The 20,216-nt window shown below is 40.6% G+C and carries 13 protein-coding genes; 9 read left to right on the top strand and 4 right to left on the bottom strand.

What is annotated here, in order from left to right; translation table 11 throughout:
* Positions 1-52 precede the first annotated feature (52 nt).
* The 4 genes from ilvC to GMD5S_RS0200620 all read left to right on the top strand — a co-directional run bounded on the left by ilvC (position 53) and on the right by GMD5S_RS0200620 (position 3,706).
* Entirely contained in the window at positions 53-1,075 is a 1,023-nt protein-coding gene (ilvC, locus tag GMD5S_RS0200635; protein WP_000290683.1) for a ketol-acid reductoisomerase, read from the top strand.
* A 79-nt stretch (positions 1,076-1,154) separates the two neighbouring features.
* A complete protein-coding gene (gene ilvA / locus GMD5S_RS0200630) occupies positions 1,155-2,405 on the top strand; it encodes a threonine ammonia-lyase IlvA (protein ID WP_000947300.1) in 1,251 nt (416 codons plus the stop codon).
* 82 nt (positions 2,406-2,487) lie between these two features.
* Entirely contained in the window at positions 2,488-3,384 is an 897-nt protein-coding gene (locus GMD5S_RS0200625) for an SPFH domain-containing protein (protein WP_000244062.1), read from the top strand.
* Positions 3,385-3,490: 106 nt separating this feature from the next.
* Complete coding sequence (locus GMD5S_RS0200620; protein WP_001130031.1) at positions 3,491-3,706, top strand: capsule biosynthesis transcriptional regulator; 216 nt, start codon at positions 3,491-3,493, stop codon at positions 3,704-3,706.
* A gap of 92 nt (positions 3,707-3,798) precedes the next feature.
* Here the strand turns inward: GMD5S_RS0200620 and GMD5S_RS0200615 are convergent, their stop codons facing one another.
* Both GMD5S_RS0200615 and GMD5S_RS0200610 read right to left on the bottom strand, forming a co-directional pair.
* Positions 3,799-4,539 carry an amino acid ABC transporter ATP-binding protein gene (locus tag GMD5S_RS0200615; RefSeq protein WP_000193348.1) on the bottom strand — a complete coding sequence of 247 codons (741 nt, stop codon included), beginning with the start codon at positions 4,537-4,539 and terminating at the stop codon, positions 3,799-3,801.
* Positions 4,536-6,101, bottom strand: a complete 1,566-nt coding sequence (locus GMD5S_RS0200610; protein ID WP_000732042.1) for an ABC transporter substrate-binding protein/permease — start codon at positions 6,099-6,101, stop codon at positions 4,536-4,538. The genes GMD5S_RS0200615 and GMD5S_RS0200610 overlap by 4 nt, the downstream gene beginning before the upstream one ends.
* A 129-nt stretch (positions 6,102-6,230) precedes the next feature.
* Here GMD5S_RS0200610 and GMD5S_RS0200605 point away from each other — a divergent pair, with 129 nt between their 5' ends.
* Both GMD5S_RS0200605 and GMD5S_RS0200600 read left to right on the top strand, forming a co-directional pair.
* Positions 6,231-8,126 carry a DUF2207 domain-containing protein gene (locus GMD5S_RS0200605; RefSeq protein WP_000747709.1) on the top strand — a complete coding sequence of 632 codons (1,896 nt, stop codon included), beginning with the start codon at positions 6,231-6,233 and terminating at the stop codon, positions 8,124-8,126.
* Positions 8,127-8,185: 59 nt separating this feature from the next.
* Entirely contained in the window at positions 8,186-9,031 is an 846-nt protein-coding gene (locus tag GMD5S_RS0200600; RefSeq protein WP_000273568.1) for an undecaprenyl-diphosphate phosphatase, read from the top strand.
* A 34-nt stretch (positions 9,032-9,065) separates the two neighbouring features.
* Here the strand turns inward: GMD5S_RS0200600 and dinB are convergent, their stop codons facing one another.
* A complete protein-coding gene (dinB, locus tag GMD5S_RS0200595; RefSeq protein ID WP_000904552.1) occupies positions 9,066-10,127 on the bottom strand; it encodes a DNA polymerase IV in 1,062 nt (353 codons plus the stop codon).
* Positions 10,128-10,358: 231 nt separating this feature from the next.
* Here dinB and pflB point away from each other — a divergent pair, with 231 nt between their 5' ends.
* The 3 genes from pflB (at position 10,359) to GMD5S_RS0200580 (ending at position 19,624) form a co-directional block, all read left to right on the top strand.
* Positions 10,359-12,674: a formate C-acetyltransferase gene (gene pflB, locus GMD5S_RS0200590; RefSeq protein ID WP_000260621.1), complete on the top strand. Its 2,316-nt coding sequence runs from the start codon at positions 10,359-10,361 to the stop codon at positions 12,672-12,674.
* A gap of 320 nt (positions 12,675-12,994) precedes the next feature.
* Positions 12,995-17,068: a Spy0128 family protein gene (locus tag GMD5S_RS0200585; RefSeq protein ID WP_000045552.1), complete on the top strand. Its 4,074-nt coding sequence runs from the start codon at positions 12,995-12,997 to the stop codon at positions 17,066-17,068.
* 450 nt (positions 17,069-17,518) lie between these two features.
* A complete protein-coding gene (locus tag GMD5S_RS0200580; protein WP_001063368.1) occupies positions 17,519-19,624 on the top strand; it encodes an ATP-dependent Clp protease ATP-binding subunit in 2,106 nt (701 codons plus the stop codon).
* A 59-nt stretch (positions 19,625-19,683) separates the two neighbouring features.
* On the opposite strand, the gene GMD5S_RS0200575 is transcribed toward GMD5S_RS0200580, so the two are convergent.
* Complete coding sequence (locus tag GMD5S_RS0200575; RefSeq protein ID WP_000032544.1) at positions 19,684-20,166, bottom strand: S-ribosylhomocysteine lyase; 483 nt, start codon at positions 20,164-20,166, stop codon at positions 19,684-19,686.
* Positions 20,167-20,216: the final 50 nt, after the last annotated feature.

Raw genomic sequence — 20,216 nt, 5'->3', positions numbered from 1 at the left:
AATTTGTTAAACCAGCCTATAAGGCAATAAAAAATAGAAAAGAGAGAAAACTATGGCAGTTCAAATGGAATACGAAAAAGATGTTAAAGTAGCAGCGCTTGACGGTAAAAAAATCGCCGTAATCGGTTATGGTTCACAAGGACATGCGCATGCGCAAAACTTGCGTGACTCAGGTCGTGATGTCATTATCGGTGTGCGTCCAGGTAAATCTTTTGACAAAGCAAAAGAAGACGGATTTGACACTTACACAGTAGCAGAAGCAACTAAATTGGCTGACGTTATCATGATCTTGGCACCAGACGAAATCCAACAAGAATTGTACGAAGCAGAAATCGCTCCAAACTTGGAAGCTGGAAATGCTGTTGGATTTGCTCATGGTTTCAATATCCACTTTGAATTTATCAAAGTTCCTGCAGATGTAGATGTCTTCATGTGTGCTCCTAAAGGACCAGGACATTTGGTACGTCGTACTTACGAAGAAGGATTTGGTGTGCCAGCTCTTTATGCAGTTTACCAAGATGCAACAGGAAATGCGAAAAACATTGCTATGGACTGGTGTAAAGGTGTTGGGGCAGCTCGTGTTGGTTTGCTTGAAACAACTTACAAAGAAGAAACTGAAGAAGATCTCTTTGGTGAACAAGCTGTACTTTGTGGTGGTTTGACTGCCCTTATCGAAGCAGGTTTTGAAGTCTTGACAGAAGCAGGCTATGCCCCAGAATTGGCTTACTTTGAAGTTCTTCACGAAATGAAATTGATCGTTGACTTGATCTATGAAGGTGGATTCAAGAAAATGCGTCAATCTATTTCAAACACTGCTGAATACGGTGACTATGTATCAGGTCCACGTGTGATTACTGAGCAAGTGAAAGAAAACATGAAAGCTGTTTTGGCAGATATCCAAAATGGTAAATTTGCAAATGACTTTGTAAATGACTACAAGGCTGGTCGTCCAAAATTAACTGCTTACCGTGAACAAGCAGCTAACCTTGAAATTGAAAAAGTTGGTGCAGAATTGCGTAAAGCAATGCCTTTCGTTGGTAAAAACGACGACGACGCATTCAAAATCTACAATTAATTCTTGTAAAGAGAGACAGAAGGCGAGTTGGGGGTACCTAACTCGTTTTTTATCTTGAAAAGTATTTGAGGAGGAGACAATGCTAAGTGCAAAAGATGTGGTGAAAGCCCACAAAGTTTTGAGTGGTGTAGTAGTTGATACACCACTAGAATATGATCATTATTTATCAGAAAAATACCAAGCAAAGATTTATCTCAAAAAGGAGAATGCGCAACGAGTTCGCTCTTTTAAGATTCGTGGAGCCTATTATGCCATTTCTCAACTATCAAAAGAAGAACGCGAGCGTGGTGTAGTCTGTGCCTCTGCGGGAAATCATGCCCAAGGTGTCGCCTATACTTGTAATGAGATGAAGATTCCTGCAACAATTTTTATGCCTATTACAACACCGCAACAAAAGATTGGGCAGGTTCGCTTTTTCGGTGGAGAGTTTGTGACGATCAAGTTGGTTGGGGATACCTTTGATGCTTCTGCTAAGGCAGCACAAGAATTTACATTGACAGAAAACCGCACCTTTATCGATCCTTTTGATGATGCGCATGTTCAAGCTGGTCAAGGGACTGTAGCCTATGAAATTCTTGAAGAAGCCCGTAAAGAGTCTATTGATTTTGATACAGTACTTGTACCAGTAGGTGGTGGCGGATTGATTGCCGGTGTTTCTACTTATATTAAGGAAACCAACCCGACTATTGAAGTGATCGGGGTAGAAGCTAATGGTGCTCGCTCTATGAAAGCTGCCTTTGAAGCTGGGGGACCAGTTAAGCTCAAAGAAATTGATAAGTTCGCTGATGGGATAGCCGTACAAAAGGTTGGGCAATTAACCTATGAAGCGACCCGTAAGAATGTTGAAACGCTGATTGGGGTGGACGAGGGCTTGATTTCCGAGACCTTGATTGATCTTTATTCCAAACAAGGTATTGTAGCAGAACCAGCCGGAGCTGCCAGCGTTGCAGCCTTGGAAGTTTTATCAGACTATATCAAAGGCAAGACGATTTGTTGTATCATTTCTGGAGGAAATAACGATATCAACCGAATGCCAGAGATGGAAGAACGTGCCTTGATTTACGATGGCATAAAGCATTACTTTGTAGTGAATTTTCCACAACGTCCAGGAGCTCTACGAGAGTTTGTAAATGACATTTTGGGGCCAAATGATGACATCACTCGTTTTGAATATATCAAACGAGCAAGCAAGGGGACAGGCCCTGTCTTGATTGGGGTAGCCCTTGCCAATAAGCATGACTATGCTGGATTGATTCATCGAATGGAAAAGTTTGACCCATCTTATATTAATTTGAATGGGAACGAAACGTTGTATAATATGCTAGTTTAAGCTAAAATAAAATTATTATCATATTATTTGCGTAATAATGATGATGGTGCTATAATGATGGTGACGAAAGGGGGAGATTCCCATGGTTTTACAAATTTTACTTGTTTTATTATTTTTAGTGGTGATTGCATCAGTGATTATGGTTAGTTCTGTGTATGTGGTTCGACAACAATCTGTCGCTATCATAGAACGCTTTGGTAAATACCAAAAGTTGAGCAATAGTGGTATTCATTTACGAGCTCCTTTTGGAATTGATAGGATTGCGGCAAGAGTTCAACTACGCTTGTTGCAAAGTGAGATTGTTGTAGAGACAAAGACGCAAGATAATGTATTTGTAACGATGAATGTGGCAACTCAGTATCGAGTGAATGAAAATAATGTCACAGACGCTTATTATAAATTGATGCGTCCAGAAGCCCAAATTAAATCCTATATTGAAGATGCTTTGCGTTCATCTGTACCAAAGCTAACCCTAGATGAGTTGTTTGAGAAGAAGGATGAAATCGCCTTAGAAGTTCAAAAACAAGTGGCTGAAGAAATGTCTACATATGGGTATATCATTGTCAAAACGCTGATTACTAAGGTTGAACCTGATGCTGAAGTAAAACAATCAATGAATGAAATTAACGCGGCTCAACGTAAGAGAGTGGCGGCGCAAGAACTTGCTGAAGCAGATAAGATTAAAATCGTGACCGCAGCAGAAGCAGAAGCAGAAAAAGATCGCCTACATGGTGTAGGGATTGCAGAACAGCGTAAAGCAATTGTTGACGGACTAGCTGATTCTATCCAAGAGTTAAAGGGAGCCAATGTTGAGCTAACTGAAGAACAAATCATGTCTATCCTATTAACGAACCAGTATTTAGATACGTTGAATAATTTTGCAGATAAAGAGGGTAATAATACAATCTTCCTACCAGCAAATCCTAATGGAGTCGAGGACATAAGAACTCATATATTATCGGCTTTAAAAGCCAAATAAAAATATGCAGAATAATATAGTTACGACGAATATATGTTTTTTTATTGATAAACGAAATAAAAACGTATACAATTAAGTATTGTAAAGAATAATTTAGGAGAAGAACATGGCTAAGTCGAACTTTGAAAAAGTAGAAGCAGTTGTTGGCTGGGTTCGTGATAAGAAAATCACAGGCTACCGTATCTCTAAAGAAACGAATGCGCGTGAAATGTCTATCATTGCTCTAGCACAAGGACGCGCAAAAGTTAAAAATATTTCATTTGAAACAGCTCTTGGTTTAATCGATTTCTATGAAAAAAATCATGAAAAATTTGAAGATTAAACTGTGGTCACAGGCAGATTCCTGAATCGAGTCTGCCTTTTCTTTACAATTACAAATTAAAAAGACTGCATAAAGAATGCAGTCTTTGTTTATTAGCTGAGATAACGTTGAAGAAATTCTTTTGTCCGTTTTTCTTTAGGGTTCGTGAAGAGGTCTTCTGGTTTGCCTTCTTCAGCAATGACGCCCTTATCCATAAAGATGACACGGTGAGAGACATCGCGAGCGAACTCCATTTCGTGGGTTACGACGATCATGGTCAAGCCTTCTTGAGCCAAATCCTGCATAATTTTGAGGACTTCTCCGACCATTTCAGGGTCAAGGGCAGATGTTGGTTCGTCGAAGAGAATGGCGTCAGGATTCATGGAGAGGGCGCGGGCGATAGCCACGCGTTGTTTTTGTCCCCCTGAGAGTTGTTTGGGCTTGGCTTGCCAGTAACGTTCTCCCATACCGACTTTTTCGAGATTCTCTTTGGCAATTTTCTCAGCTTCAGAGTGGTCGCGTTTGAGTACAGTCGTTTGAGCAACGATCGTATTTTCAAGGACATTCAGATTTTCAAAGAGATTGAAAGATTGGAAAACCATACCGAGTTTTTCACGATAATGGGTGAGGTTATAGCCTTTTTCTAAGACATTTTCTCCTCGATAGAGAATCTCTCCCTCTGTAGGTGTCTCTAGTAAATTAATCGAACGAAGGAAGGTTGATTTTCCGCTTCCTGAGCTCCCGATGATGGAAATAACCTCTCCTTTATGGACGGCGAGAGAAATGTCTTTTAGCACTTCGTTTTGCCCATATGATTTTTTGAGGTGTTTGATTTCAAGGATTGGTTGTGTCATTTTTTCAAATCCTCCGTTTGCATTTGGTTAGCACCTGTAGTGTAAGTATCCATGTCCATACGACGCTCGATGAAGCGTAGGATACGGGTCACAGTAAAGGTGAGGACAAAGTAAATCACGGCGATGATGGTAAAGGTCTGGAAGTATTGATAGGTTTGTGTTGCTACAGTATTTCCTGAGAAATAAAGCTCAACAACTGAAATAACGTTCAATACAGAGGTATCTTTGATATTGATGACAAACTCATTACCAGTAGCAGGTAGAATATTACGGACAACCTGAGGCAGGACAATCTTACGCATGGTTTGATTGTGGGTCATACCAAGAGCAGTTGCAGCTTCAAACTGTCCTTTGTCAACTGCTAGAATACCACCACGAACGATCTCTGTCATGTAGGCACCCGTGTTGATTGAGACGATGAAGATAGCGGCTAGTGTGCGGTCAAGATTGATACCGAAAGCTTGGGCAGTTCCATAGTAGATAACCATAGATTGAACAATCATCGGTGTACCACGGAAGATCTCGATATAGACATTGAGAATCCAACCGACTAGTTTCTGTAGGGCGTACATTGCCTTGTTCTCAGATAGTGGAGCGGTACGGAAGACCCCGATCGCAAGTCCGATAAGGAGACCTGTGATGGTTCCGATAATGGAGATTAAGAGTGTGATACCAGCACCACGCAAGAGTTGTTGCCAGTTCTCAGAAAGAATCTTAGCGACTTGGCTAAAGAAACTACTTTCTTCCTCTGTTGTTGTAGACTCCACAGGTTGCTCTTTGATCATACGATCCATGAGGGCTACTTGTTCATCCTTAGAGATGTTTTCGATACTGGCATTGATTTGGCTGATGCGGCTGTCATCTTTACGAAGTCCAATGGCAATAGCTGTATCTTCTTCGCCAGTTTTGAAACCTGGTTGAGGTTGGATCATTTTGAACTTAGCGTTAGCAGACTCAGCGGTCATTGCTTCAGGTCGTTCAGAAACATAGGCATCAATAACACCAGCTTCCAGAGCTTGACGCATTTGGGCGAAGTCACCCATAGCTGTTTCTTTTTTGGCACCTGGAATTTGGGAAATCAGGTCATAAAGATAAACACCTTGTTGAGACGTGATTTTTGCTCCGCTAAAGTCTTCCAAAGATTTGGCATTCGCATAGGCAGAGTCCTTTTTGACCAATAGAACCGGTTCGCTAGTATAGTAACTGCTTGAAAAAGCAATTTCTTGTTTGCGTTCAGCAGTTGGGCTCATACCGGCAATGATCATATCAATTTTGCCAGAAGTAAGGGCTGGAACAAGTCCTTCCCATTTGGTTTTTACGACCAAAGGTTCTTTGCCTAAGTCTTTGGCAATCTTTTTAGCGATTTGGACATCGTAGCCATTGGCATATTGGTTGGTACCGTCAATTTTGACAGCGCCGTTACTATCGTCGTCTTGAGTCCAGTTGAAGGGAGCGTAAGCTGCCTCCATCCCGATGCGTAAATATTCGTCGGCTTGGACTTGGCTAACTAGTCCTAAGGTAAGGGCTAGGCTAGCAAGGATAGATAAGCATAATTTTTTCATGTTTTCTCCTATTTCTAGTCTAAAAATGACTCTCTCTATTGTATCTAAAAATAGTGAGATTTTCAATACAAGTAAGCCTTTACTTATAAAAAATGATATAATGGTAAAAAGATTGAAAGGGAACCGATTATGAAAAAAAGATGGCTGTTGGCTTTGGTATTTACTTATTTATTATTTATACCGAGCCTGGTTTTTGCAGTAGACTTTGATATCTTATCCTATCAGGGGGATTTGAATATTCATGCAGATAATACTGCAATTTTTAAGGAAACAATTACCTACCGCTTTGGAGATGATTACAATGGTCAGTTAGTTGGGCTCGGAAAAGCTGGGAAAATGCCGGAAGGATTTGACATTGATCCCGACCCGACCGTTCAGGTCTCTAAAAATGGAAGAATTGTTCAAAATGTTTCCTTCTATACTATGGAGGAAGAGGACGGCTACAAGGTAAAAATTTACAATGCTGGATATGCCGGAGATACTGTTCGGGTAACGGTTACCTGGAAACTAACAAACCTTCTCTTCTTATATAAGGATATCGCAGAGCTAAATTGGCAACCCTTGACCGATAGTACTGGAGACATCAAAGAGATTGAGTTTAAGATTAGCTCTGATACCCCAGCAGAGAAACTCTATTTTCATGCAGGCCAACTCCTAAGGGACTCTAGTGTTGAAAAAGTAAATAATCTCTATCATGTCAAAATGAAAGACCTTCCTAGAAAGCGACAGATCGAATTACACGCATACTGGCCTAGAAGTGCTTTTGCAGGAGCTCCAGATCAAGGGTTAGAGGAAGAACGTTTAACCGATTTTAACCGGATTGAAAGCAATATAGCAACAGAAAAAGCGCAAAGTGAGATTTTGATGAAATGGGTATTCCCCGTCATTTTTATGAGTCTCTTACTTCTAGTTCCTATCTTCTATAGGATGTTTCGTCAGAGTACAAGCATTAAAAAGGTCTTTCCAAAAGATCACAGGCTTTATGAACCACCGATGGATTTGCCTCCAATGGTTTTAGCAGAAGCAGTGTATTCAACGTCCTTAGAGGAAGTCAATCCCCTAAACAAATCAGGGTTTGGTAAATTTACTTTTGAACGTTTGATTCAGGCAACCTTGTTGGATTTAGTAGATCGAGGTCATTTATCTATTTTCCAAGGTGATGAGGAACCTTATGTGCGCATTATCAGTGAAAAGGGTTTATCCAATTTTGAGAAGGAATGTCTGCGCATGACTTTGTCAAATAAGAAAGAATTGGCTATTTCAGAGCTCTTCCCTGATTACCAAGTTTCATCTTCCCTTTACCGTGGTGCCAAAGAGTCAGATGAAAAACATATCCGAGAAACAGGCTCGCGTCTCAAACGCTCCTTTGAAGGAAGACTTCAACGCATTCAGTCTTGTGTCAAGGATAAGGTCCATGTACTTCGTATCCCAAGCTACTATCGTCCCTTGACAAGTGAGGAACGCCGCCTTGCTCTCGGGATGCGGGTCTGTTCAGCCATAACAGCTCTAGGTGGACTGCTATTCTTTTACTATAGCTGGCAAACACATGGTTTCTTTTCGATCCCATTTCTACTCTTAGGTTTGACAGGATTAGGGGCTAGTTTCTGGGTTTATCTTGCCACGCGAGGAGCCTATCGCGATGGAGTTCTAACAGAGGAAGGAGCGGAGATCTTCTATCTCTGGACGAGTTTTGAAAATATGCTTCGGGATATCGCTCATCTGGATCAAGCCGAGTTAGAGAGCATCGTCCTTTGGAACCGTCTCCTGGTCTATGCGACTCTCTTTGGTTATGCCAAGAAGGTGAGCAAGTTAATGAAAGTCCGCCATATTCAGCTTGAAAATCCAGATTTGAATCTTTATGTAGCCTATGGTTGGCACTCACAGTTCGACACCTCAACTGCACAAATCAAGCAATATACTGCTGTAGCGAATACAGCTAGCAATTACTCTGTATCTTCTGGAAGTGGAAGTTCAGGTGGAGGATTCTCAGGAGGCGGAGGCGGTGGTAGCATCGGCGCCTTCTAAAAAATCTATCGCAACATCCGAAATTATGCTATAATAGAGAACAGAAAAAGGAGTAATGTATGTATTTTATTGAAATTTTGAAGTCAATCTTTTTTGGGATTGTTGAAGGAATTACAGAATGGTTGCCCATTTCAAGTACTGGCCACTTGATCTTGGTTGAAGAATTTGTACAATACAAGGACCAGAATGAAGCCTTCATGTCCATGTTTAATGTTGTCATCCAGCTTGGTGCCATTTTAGCAGTTATGGTCATTTACTTTAACAAGCTTAATCCTTTCAAACCTGGTAAAACTAAGGTAGAAGTTCGTAGAACTTGGCAGTTGTGGTCAAAAGTCTTTGTTGCGACCTTGCCTTTGCTATTGGTTTTTAAACTAGATGATTGGTTTGATGCTAACTTCCATAACATGGTTTCAGTTGCGATTATGTTGATTATCTATGGTGTTGCCTTTATCTACCTTGAAAAACGAAATAAGGCGCAAGCCATTGAACCAACAGTAACAGAGCTAGACAAGTTACCTTATAAAACAGCCCTTTACATTGGGCTCTTCCAAGTCCTCGCCCTCTTTCCAGGAACGAGCCGTTCAGGTGCGACGATTGTTGGTGGTTTGTTGAATGGAACAAGCCGCTCAGTCGTAACAGAGTTTACCTTCTATCTCGGAATTCCTGTTATGTTCGGAGCCAGTGCTTTAAAGATTTTCAAATTTATTAAAGCAGGTCAACTCTTGAGTTTTGGTCAACTATTCTTACTTCTTGTAGCCATGGGTGTTGCCTTTGGAGTCAGCATGGTTGCTATTCGTTTCTTGACCAGCTATGTGAAGAAACACGACTTTACACTCTTTGGGAAATACCGTATCGTACTCGGTAGTGTCTTGTTGCTCTATAGTTTTGTGCGTTTGTTTGTATAAGAAAAAAGCTTGAGGGAATTTTCCTTCAAGCTTTTTAAAATCCTGTCACTGTAATTCCTAGTAAACGGATACCTTTTTCTTTGTCAGCCAGTTCTTCGTAGAGTTGAAGGGCAGTTTGAGAAATCTGACTAGTGTCCTGTGTTGCTTGTGGGAGGCTTTTTCGTCTAGTCAGAGTGGAAAAGTCAGCATATCGTATTTTTAGGATAATGATTTTTCCAGCTTTGTCCTGCGTGCTGAGATTGAGAGCTACCTTTTCAGAGAGTAGAGTCAGCTCTTTTTTGATGTCTTCTTCTACTTGTAGGATCTTTCCGTAGGTTTTTTCCTTGCCGATGGACTTACGAATGCGATTGGACTTGACTGGAGAATTGTGAATACCACGAGCCTTTCGATAAAGATCATAACCAAGTCTGCCAAATCGATCGATTAAAGTAACTTCAGAAACGTCCAGTAAGTCTGCGCCAGTATAAATTCCCATTTCATGAAGGCGTTTAACTGTTTTTTTGCCCACACCATGGAATTTAGCAATGTCCATTTGTTTGAGAAAGTCTTGGGCTTGATCTGGGAGAATCACTGTCAAACCATGTGGTTTTTGATAATCACTAGCCATTTTGGCTAAGAATTTATTGTAGGAAACGCCAGCAGAAGCAGTCAGTTGTAGCTCTCTCCATATATCTTGTTGAATCAATCGGGCAATTTTAACTGCTGACTTGATACCGAGTTTATTTTCTGTTACATCCAAGTAGGCTTCGTCAATGCTCATAGGCTCAATCAAATCAGTGTAGCGTTTAAAAATAGCTCGAATCTCAAGCCCCACAGTCTTATACTTTTCATAATTTCCAGAGATAAAGACAGCTTGGGGACAGCGCTCATAAGCTTCTTTAGAGCTCATGGCTGAATGAACACCAAAAGCTCGTGCCTCATAGCTACAGGTAGAAACGACACCACGCCCACCTGTTTGTCTGGGGTCGCTTCCGATAATGACAGGTTTGCCCTTTAACTTGGGATTATCTCTTATTTCCACCGCAGCAAAAAAGGCATCCATGTCGATATGGATGATTTTTCTGGACAAATCATTTATCAATGGAAATATGAGCATTTCAATCCCTTTCTAGTGTCATTTTATATTTATTATACCCTTTTTTCTGAAAAAATGGGAAAGTTCAACCTGACTTTCAAAAATATAATACAGATAAGAGCAAAAAAGAGACTGTATTATAAAAGAAAGCGTCTAAAATACTGATTTTCTCTTGTTGAAATCGGTTACTGTATGGTATACTTGTCTCAAGAATGTAACAGATGACTGTTACTAGAAAAAGAGGACATTAACATGGTTGTTAAGACAGTTGTTGAAGCACAAGATATTTTTGATAAAGCTTGGGAAGGCTTCAAAGGCGTAGATTGGAAAGAAAAAGCAAGTATTTCTCGCTTCGTTCAAGCTAACTACACACCTTACGATGGAGATGAAAGTTTCCTTGCTGGACCAACAGAACGTTCACTTCACATCAAAAAAATCGTAGAAGAAACAAAAGCACACTACGAAGAAACTCGTTTCCCAATGGACACTCGTCCAACATCTATTGCTGATATTCCTGCTGGATTTATCGACAAAGAAAATGAAGTTATCTTCGGTATCCAAAACGATGAACTCTTCAAATTGAACTTCATGCCAAAAGGTGGTATCCGTATGGCTGAAACTACTTTGAAGGAAAATGGATATGAACCAGATCCAGCTGTTCACGAAATCTTCACTAAATACGTAACAACAGTTAACGACGGTATCTTCCGTGCCTACACTTCAAACATTCGTCGCGCTCGTCACGCTCACACTGTAACTGGTCTTCCAGATGCCTACTCACGTGGACGTATCATCGGTGTTTACGCACGTCTTGCTCTTTACGGTGCAGACTACTTGATGCAAGAAAAAGTAAACGACTGGAATGCGATCAAAGAAATTGATGAAGAAACAATCCGTCTTCGTGAAGAAGTAAACCTTCAATACCAAGCATTGCAACAAGTTGTTCGCTTGGGTGACCTTTACGGAGTTGATGTCCGCAAACCAGCGATGAACACGAAAGAAGCAATCCAATGGGTTAACATCGCCTTCATGGCTGTCTGCCGTGTTATCAACGGTGCTGCAACATCTCTAGGACGTGTGCCAATCGTATTGGATATCTTTGCAGAACGTGACCTTGCTCGCGGTACATTTACTGAATCAGAAATCCAAGAGTTCGTTGATGATTTCGTTATGAAACTTCGTACAGTTAAATTTGCTCGTACAAAAGCTTATGACCAATTGTACTCAGGTGACCCAACCTTCATCACAACTTCTATGGCTGGTATGGGTAACGACGGTCGTCACCGTGTTACTAAGATGGACTACCGTTTCTTGAACACTCTTGACAACATCGGTAACTCACCAGAACCAAACTTGACAGTTCTTTGGACTGACAAATTGCCTTACAACTTCCGTCGCTACTGTATGCACATGAGCCACAAACACTCTTCTATCCAATACGAAGGTGTAACAACAATGGCTAAAGACGGATACGGAGAAATGAGCTGTATCTCATGCTGTGTGTCACCACTTGACCCAGAAAACGAAGATCAACGCCACAACATCCAGTACTTCGGTGCTCGTGTAAACGTTCTTAAAGCTCTTCTTACTGGTTTGAACGGTGGTTACGACGATGTTCACAAAGACTACAAAGTATTTGACATCGATCCTATCCGTGACGAAGTTCTTGAATTTGAATCAGTTAAAGCGAACTTTGAAAAATCTCTTGACTGGTTGACTGACACTTACGTAGACGCTTTGAACATCATCCACTACATGACTGACAAGTACAACTACGAAGCTGTTCAAATGGCCTTCTTGCCAACTAAACAACGTGCTAACATGGGATTCGGTATCTGTGGATTTGCTAACACTGTTGATACATTGTCAGCGATTAAATACGCTACTGTTAAACCAATCCGTGACGAAAATGGCTACATCTATGATTACGAAACAATCGGTGAATACCCACGTTGGGGTGAAGATGACCCACGTTCAAACGAATTGGCAGAATGGTTGATCGAAGCTTATACAACTCGTCTACGTAGCCACAAACTATACAAAGACGCAGAAGCTACTGTATCACTTTTGACAATCACATCTAACGTTGCTTACTCTAAACAAACTGGTAACTCACCAGTCCACAAAGGTGTATACCTCAACGAAGATGGTTCTGTGAACTTGTCTAAACTTGAATTCTTCTCACCAGGTGCGAACCCATCTAACAAAGCTAAAGGTGGATGGTTGCAAAACTTGAACTCACTTGCTAGCCTTGACTTTGGTTACGCAGCTGACGGTATCTCATTGACAACTCAAGTTTCTCCACGTGCTCTTGGTAAGACTCGTGACGAGCAAGTTGATAACTTGGTAACAATCCTTGATGGTTACTTCGAAAACGGTGGACAACACGTTAACTTGAACGTTATGGACTTGAACGATGTTTACGAAAAGATTATGTCAGGTGAAGACGTTATCGTACGTATCTCTGGATACTGTGTAAACACTAAATACCTCACTCCAGAACAAAAAACTGAATTGACACAACGTGTCTTCCACGAAGTTCTTTCAATGGATGACGCATTGAGCTAAGATTCAATTAGAATGAAAAGAAAGCCAGTCAAAATGACTGGCTTTTTACTATAATATCAAAGATTGGCCTAATTGTAGATATAATATATATTAAGCTATTTATATCAGTTTACCGATATAAATAGTTCAAAATTGAATGGCTAGGTTATAGAATGGTGCAAATACGTGTATTTTTAAGTTAATATACTTGAATAGATTGTATTGAAATGTTATAATATATCAGATAAACTCTAGTTAGTGATAGGGGTTGTCAAAATAGTATGATGTAATCTCTTAGGGAGATTAGAAATAAAAATTTCATATAGAAAAGAGGAGAAGAAATGTCGAAAAGCAAAGCGTTAAACATGCTTTCTAAATTTTCTGCGTTAACTTTTGCTATTTTAGCTCTAGCATCTGTTTTGGTAGGGATTGTTAAAGCAGATAATCCTGTTTCAAAAGAATTGACACAAGTAATTACAGGCATCGATCTATTAGATGCTTCAGACACTAAGCAAAATGTGAGTTCAGAAGGAGATTTCTCGCTTCGTACGAATTTAGCATATAAGCTTCGCGTGACCTTTGATCTCAAACAGTATAATGAACATCTGAATAATGGAGATTATTTTACCTTTGATATACCTGCTCCTATGGCAGTTTATGAAGGGAGTCAGGATTTAATTGATCCGACAACAAAAGTTACTATTGGAGAAGCAGAAGTGACTTCAAATGGTACTGATCAAGGTGGGAAAGCAAAAATCACCTTAAAAAACTTGGATAAATATCTAGAGAAAACTGGTGGAGATAAGGTAAAGGATGTGTCAGGGAATTTTTCTGTTACTTTTAGATTCTTAAAGGATCAGAATAAAACCCGTATTAACTTTAATTCATCCTCATTGAAGCAAGAAGTGACTCACATTTATTCCTCAAAAACAATCGATGGTCCCAAAGTTGGTACTGAAAATTATGCTAAAATTGGGGGTCGTGCTGCCCTTGAAAGTTGGAACTCTCCAAAACTGGCTGAGATTGGTTCGGTTAGCAAGGGAGATGCATGGTCTACCTGGCGTGTACGTGTAAATACAGAGAAACAAGACTTAGGACAAAATATTGTATTACATGATACTATACCAAATGATGATACTAGTTACACTCCTGCACAGTATATTCCTGAGACTCTAAAAGTGTATAAGGCAAATATCACTGTTGGGACTTCTGCTGTTCCAGATGATGCAGTTTTGTTAACTGAGGGACAAGACTATACCGTTTCGTGGAACGAAAACTATACTTCATTTGATATCATTTTTAAAGATGGAACGACCTCTTATATAGTCTCTTATAACACAACAACTCCTAATGATGGAAGTAAAGTAGGAAATAGGGTTGCTCTGTCATTGGCTGACGGGACTAAATTAGCACAGAATACAAGTCGTCCGGGAGCACTTGATATGACAGCTGAGGCGACGTCTTTGATTTCTGGAACGATTGTAGCATCTACTGCTTACCAAATTAAGATTCATAAGACTGATGCCTTCACTCTTGCTCCGGTTTCGGGTGCGGTATATACTGTGACAGCAGCAGATGATGCAAGTGAAACAACAGAAGTGACTACGAATGAAAAAGGAGTAGCGCTTACGAAAACTTATGATCAGAAATGGGAAGGTAAAACGTTTAAGATCAAAGAGAAGACTGCCCCAGCAGGTTATAAACTAGATGAAAAAGAGTATACAGTTAAACTCGGTGCTGCGGGTTCTACTATTCATCTTAAAGATGAACCTGTTCCAGCTGTATTCAATGTGACGGCTAAGAAAGTAGTAGAAGGACGTACAGATAAACTTCCAAAAGCGGATGAGTTTACCTTTAACCTATTTTCTGCAGAGAACTTGAAGGACCCTGTAGCCACAGCAAAATCAAAAGCTGATGGAACTATTACCTTTGAGAATCTCCAAGTAAAAGGTGCGGGAACTTATCACTACATCATCAAAGAGGACACTTCAACAGCAGTTGCAGGCGTTACATTTGATACAGAAGCCAAGGAAGTTACTGTAGCAGCAACTTTCCAAAGTGGAGTTTTAACAGCAACTGTCACATCTGCAGAACCAACTTTCACTAACACTTATAAAGTAACTCCAGCTAAAGAAACTATCACAGCTAAGAAAGTCTTGAACGGTAAAGAACTTGAAGCTGATAAATACGAATTCGAACTTAAAAAAGGTGAAGAAGTCGTTGCGACAGCTAAAAACGCTGCAGACGGCACCGTTACTTTCAAAGAAATTGAGTTCGAAACAGCAGGTGATTACACTTACACTATCACTGAAAAAGCAGGTAGTGAAAAAGGTGTGACATACGATACTGTTAAACACGAAGTTAAGGTAAAAGTTACAGATAACGGCCAAGGTCAACTTGTTGCAACTGTTACAGGTAACAACCCAACCTTCACCAACACCTATAAAGCAGCTAAAACAAGTGCAACGATTACAGCTAAGAAAGTCTTGGAAGGTAAAGCCCTTGAAGCTGATAAATACGAATTCGAGCTTAAAGAAGGTGACAAAGTCGTTGCGACAGCTAAAAACGCTGCAGACGGTACTGTTACTTTCAAAGAAATCGAATACAATGAAGCAGGCGACCACACTTACACTATCTCAGAAAAAGCAGGTAGCGAAGCAGGTGTGACATACGACACTGCTACACATGAAGTGACAGTAAACGTTACAGATAACGGTCAAGGTCAACTTGAGGCGGCTGTTGCAGGTAACAACCCAACCTTCACCAACACTTATAAAGCAGCTCCAGCAAAAATTGCTATTGAAGCTAAAAAAGTTTTGAACGGTAAAGAGCTAGAGATAGATGAGTTTGAGTTTGAACTGAAAGAGGGTGATAAGGTTGTTGCGACAGCAAAGAATGCTGCTGGTGGATTGATTCGTTTTTCTGAAATTAGCTATTCAAAAGCAGGAGTATATAACTATACTATTACAGAAAAGGTTGGCAATAAACTTGGTGTAACTTATGATAAAACAGAACATCCAGCAACTGTAGAAGTGAAAGATAATGGCTCAGGTCAACTTGTCGCGACAGTTACAAGTGAAACACCAGTTTTCGTTAATGACTATAAAGCGGAACCTGCGCAGGCTACAATCAAAGCTAAGAAAGTCTTGAAAGGAAAAGCGCTTGAAGCTGATGCTTATACTTTCGAACTGAAAGAAGGTTCAGACCTTGTAGCTACGGCTAAGAATACTGCCTCAGGAGAAGTTGTCTTCAACGTCACTTTCTCAGCAGCAGGCGATTACGCTTACACTATTACTGAAAAAGCTGGTGACGATAAAACAATCACTTATGATCAAACTGCGTATGAAGTGTTCGTCACTGTTGCGGATGATGGTAAAGGCCAATTGGTTGCGACTGTAGAAGATGCGGATACAGAACGGGTCTTCACAAATATTTATACAGCACCAGCTCCAACAGCTACATCAGCAACACTTGAGTTTACGAAAGAATTGACTGGTCGTACTTTGGTTGATGGTGAGTTCCAATTTGAATTGTACAAAGATGGACAAAAAATTGATACAAAAACAAACCAAGGTGGGAAAGTAACATTTAATACAATCAACTATGATGCAGAAGGTGTTCATACTTATACTGTAAAAGAAGTGAATGCTGGAGCAACTGGTATTACTTACGATACAGAAAAGACTGCAAAGGTAACAGTAACCAAAGATGCAGCAACCAACGCCTTGAAGGCAGCTGTTGAATATCCAGCAGGTAATGTCTTCAAGAATAGCTTCAAAGCACCAGCGGTAGAAGCGACGATTGAAGCAACTAAGAAACTTGAAGGTAAAGAACTTGCGGCTGATGCTTATACTTTCGAATTGAAAGAGAAAGGCGCCGTTGTAGCAGAAGCTAAGAATACTGCTGAAGGTAAAGTAGCTTTTGTTCGTTCATTCGAAGAAGCAGGTACTCATACTTATACCTTGGTTGAAAAAGTTGGTACTGAAGAGGGGATTGAATACGATAAGACTGAGCATACCGTAACAGTCACTGTAGTTGCGGATGATCAAGGTCTCTTGACTGCAAAGGTTTCGTATGCCGATGGTAAAGAAGTTGTATTTACAAATAAATACACTGTTCCAACACCAACACCAGAACCAAATCCAAATCCAGCTCCAAATAATCCAGGAACAACGCCAGATCCAGCACCAACACCAGATCCAACGCCAAATAATCCAGGAACAAATCCAACTCCAGGAACAGAACCAACTGATCCAGGACAAAAGGAGGATCCGAAACCAGCACCCCCAGCTACTGAGAATAAAGGTAAAGCTGAACTTCCAAACACAGGTGAAGCAACCTCTATCCTTTCTGCGCTTGGATTTGTAGTCTTGGCATTGAGTGGATTGGTATTCTTCGTAAAACGTAAAGCTTAAGCTTTCATAGAAGAAACATGAAACTTGGTAAGTGAGAATTCTACTTCTCTCTTAAACTTGATAGAGAAAGTCTCTAGAAAATTCGTTTTCTAGGGGCTTTTTTGTACTTCAAAAAATTTTTTTAAAAATAGTCAAATTTGGTCAAAAAACTATTGACTTTTACTGACTAATGTGATATAGTAGGAACATAAGGAAAATGAATTCCTTAAAAACTTCATTTTCAATGATTCTATTTCTTGAAAATGTACGATAGATACCCTAGAAAGGGGTGAGGCCTGTGTTGAATCTAACAGACTTTGAAAAGAAGATGATAAAAGGCTTATTTAAAAAAGAAAAACCAGAAATTATACGTAGAGTAGCGAGTTAGCTAGTCTAAAATTTTTAAAACAAAGGTCAAAGATAGTCAATATCAGAGATCGTACTTAATTAACAATAAACGAGGTAAAGAATATGAACAACAACTTTAATAACTTTAACAACATGGATGATTTATTTAACCAATTGATGGGTGGTATGCGAGGATATAGTTCTGAAAATCGTCGCTACTTGATTAATGGACGTGAAGTGACACCTGAGGAATTTGCTCACTATCGTGCAACTGGTCAATTGCCAGGAAATGCAGAATCTGATGTGCAAATGCAACAACACGCTTCAGGTATGAAACAAGACGGTGTCCTTGCTAAACTAGGTCGTAACTTGACCGCAGAAGCTCGTGAGGGCAAGTTGGATCCTGTTATCGGACGAAACAAGGAAATTCAAGAAACATCTGAAATCCTCTCACGTCGTACGAAAAATAATCCTGTTCTGGTCGGAGATGCAGGTGTTGGTAAGACAGCCGTTGTAGAAGGTCTAGCACAAGCGATTGTGAATGGAGATGTTCCGGCTGCCATCAAGAACAAGGAAATTATTTCTATTGATATCTCAGGTCTTGAGGCTGGTACTCAATACCGTGGTAGCTTTGAAGAAAACGTTCAAAATCTAGTCAATGAAGTAAAAGAAGCAGGGAATATTATCCTCTTCTTTGATGAAATTCACCAAATCCTTGGCGCTGGCTCAATCGGAGGAGACAGTGGTTCTAAAGGGCTTGCGGACATTCTCAAGCCAGCTCTCTCTCGTGGTGAATTGACCGTTATTGGAGCGACAACTCAAGACGAATACCGTAACACCATCTTGAAAAATGCAGCTCTTGCTCGTCGTTTCAACGAAGTCAAGGTCAATGCTCCTTCAGCAGAGGATACCTTTAAAATCCTTCAAGGGATTCGTGACCTCTATCAACAACACCACAATGTCATCTTGCCAGACGAAGTCTTGAAAGCAGCAGTGGATTATTCTATCCAATACATTCCTCAACGTAGCTTGCCAGATAAGGCTATTGACCTTGTAGACGTAACGGCTGCTCACTTGGCAGCTCAACATCCTGTAACAGATGTGCATGCTGTTGAACGGGAAATTGAGGCAGAAAAAGACAAGCAAGAAAAAGCAGTTGAGGCAGAAGACTTTGAAGCAGCTCTCAATGCTAAAACTCGCATTGCAGAATTAGAGAAAAAAGTCGAAAACCACACAGAAGACATGAAAGTGACTGCCACTGTCAATGATGTGGCTGAGTCTGTGGAACGAATGACAGGTATCCCAGTGTCACAAATGGGAGCGTCAGACATCGAACGTTTGAAAGATATGGCTCATCGCTTGGAACACAAGGTTATCGGCCAAGACAAGGCGGTTGAAGCAGTGGCTCGTGCTATTCGTCGTAACCGTGCTGGTTTTGATGAAGGCAATCGCCCAATCGGTAGCTTCCTCTTTGTAGGTCCAACTGGGGTTGGTAAGACCGAGCTCGCTAAGCAATTGGCACTGGATATGTTTGGAACTAAGGATGCTATCATTCGTTTGGATATGTCTGAATACAGTGACCGCACAGCTGTATCTAAGTTAATCGGTACAACAGCAGGTTATGTGGGTTATGATGACAATAGCAATACTTTGACAGAACGTGTTCGTCGTAATCCTTACTCTATCATTCTCTTGGACGAAATTGAAAAGGCGGATCCTCAAGTAATCACCCTTCTCCTTCAGGTCTTGGATGACGGTCGTTTGACTGATGGTCAAGGAAATACAGTGAACTTCAAGAACACGGTCATTATCGCGACATCAAATGCTGGATTTGGCTATGAAGCTAACTTGACAGAAGATGCAGATAAACCAGAATTAATGGATCGTTTGAAACCATACTTCCGTCCAGAATTCCTTAACCGCTTTAACGCAGTTATCGAGTTCTCACACTTGAATAAGGAAGACCTTTCTAAGATTGTGGACTTGATGTTGGCTGAAGTCAACCAAACCTTGGCTAAGAAAGACATTGATTTGGAAGTCAGCCAAGCAGCTAAGGACTTTATCACAGAAGAAGGCTATGACGAAGTTATGGGTGTTCGTCCTCTCCGTCGCGTGGTTGAACAACAAATTCGTGATAAGGTGACGGACTTCCACTTGGATCATCTAGATGCTAAACATTTGGAAGCAGATATGGAAGATGGCGTTTTGGTTATTCGTGAAAAAGCCTAACTCAAGATTTTGAGAATAAAAAAAGAAGGAACTAGCTAAAAGCTGGTTCCTTTTTGTGTTTAGATGACATGGCGCTCAAAGGCATCATCTGAGATTCCTTGTTCCAGGATGAGTTTTGCCCATTCTTTAGCAGAAAAGAGGCTGTGGTCCTTGTAGTTTCCGCAAGATTCGATGGTTGTTCCAGGGACATCTTCCCAAGTAGTGGTTTCAGCAATTTCCTTGAGCGAATCCTTGATAACAGCTGCAATTTCAGCACTGGTATGGCGACCCCACATAATCATGTGGAAGCCTGTGCGACAACCAAATGGTGAACAGTCAATCATGCCGTCAATTCGGGTACGGATGAGTTTGGCCAAGAGGTGTTCGATAGTGTGAAGCCCAGCAGTAGGGATAGAGTCTTCATTTGGCTGTACCAAGCGAATATCAAAGTTGGAGATGATGTCTCCCTTTGGCCCCGTTTCTTCCCCAATCAAGCGAACATAAGGTGCTTTAACAATGGTGTGGTCAAGTTCAAAACTTTCAACAATAACTTCTTTTGACATGGTAAATCCTTTCAGTTTTCTTCTTTCATTATAACATAAAGGGTGCTGTT

Source organism: Streptococcus sp. GMD5S (assembly GCF_000298715.2).
In the GTDB taxonomy this organism is placed as follows: Bacteria; Bacillota; Bacilli; order Lactobacillales; family Streptococcaceae; genus Streptococcus.
The sequence above is the reverse complement of the archived record's forward strand: the minus strand, read 5'-3'. Positions and strand labels throughout refer to the sequence as shown.

Excerpts from the sequence above, each read along its gene's own strand:
- GMD5S_RS0200580 (WP_001063368.1), top strand. The coding sequence starts at position 17,519 with ATGAACAACAACTTTAATAACTTTAACAACATGGATGATTTATTTAAC.
- pflB (WP_000260621.1), top strand. The coding sequence starts at position 10,359 with ATGGTTGTTAAGACAGTTGTTGAAGCACAAGATATTTTTGATAAAGCT.
- GMD5S_RS0200605 (WP_000747709.1), top strand. The coding sequence starts at position 6,231 with ATGAAAAAAAGATGGCTGTTGGCTTTGGTATTTACTTATTTATTATTT.
- ilvA (WP_000947300.1), top strand. The coding sequence starts at position 1,155 with ATGCTAAGTGCAAAAGATGTGGTGAAAGCCCACAAAGTTTTGAGTGGT.
- GMD5S_RS0200575 (WP_000032544.1), bottom strand. The coding sequence starts at position 20,166 with ATGTCAAAAGAAGTTATTGTTGAAAGTTTTGAACTTGACCACACCATT.
- GMD5S_RS0200600 (WP_000273568.1), top strand. The coding sequence starts at position 8,186 with ATGTATTTTATTGAAATTTTGAAGTCAATCTTTTTTGGGATTGTTGAA.
- GMD5S_RS0200625 (WP_000244062.1), top strand. The coding sequence starts at position 2,488 with ATGGTTTTACAAATTTTACTTGTTTTATTATTTTTAGTGGTGATTGCA.
- GMD5S_RS0200620 (WP_001130031.1), top strand. The coding sequence starts at position 3,491 with ATGGCTAAGTCGAACTTTGAAAAAGTAGAAGCAGTTGTTGGCTGGGTT.
- ilvC (WP_000290683.1), top strand. The coding sequence starts at position 53 with ATGGCAGTTCAAATGGAATACGAAAAAGATGTTAAAGTAGCAGCGCTT.
- GMD5S_RS0200610 (WP_000732042.1), bottom strand. The coding sequence starts at position 6,101 with ATGAAAAAATTATGCTTATCTATCCTTGCTAGCCTAGCCCTTACCTTA.
- GMD5S_RS0200615 (WP_000193348.1), bottom strand. The coding sequence starts at position 4,539 with ATGACACAACCAATCCTTGAAATCAAACACCTCAAAAAATCATATGGG.
- dinB (WP_000904552.1), bottom strand. The coding sequence starts at position 10,127 with ATGCTCATATTTCCATTGATAAATGATTTGTCCAGAAAAATCATCCAT.
- GMD5S_RS0200585 (WP_000045552.1), top strand. The coding sequence starts at position 12,995 with ATGTCGAAAAGCAAAGCGTTAAACATGCTTTCTAAATTTTCTGCGTTA.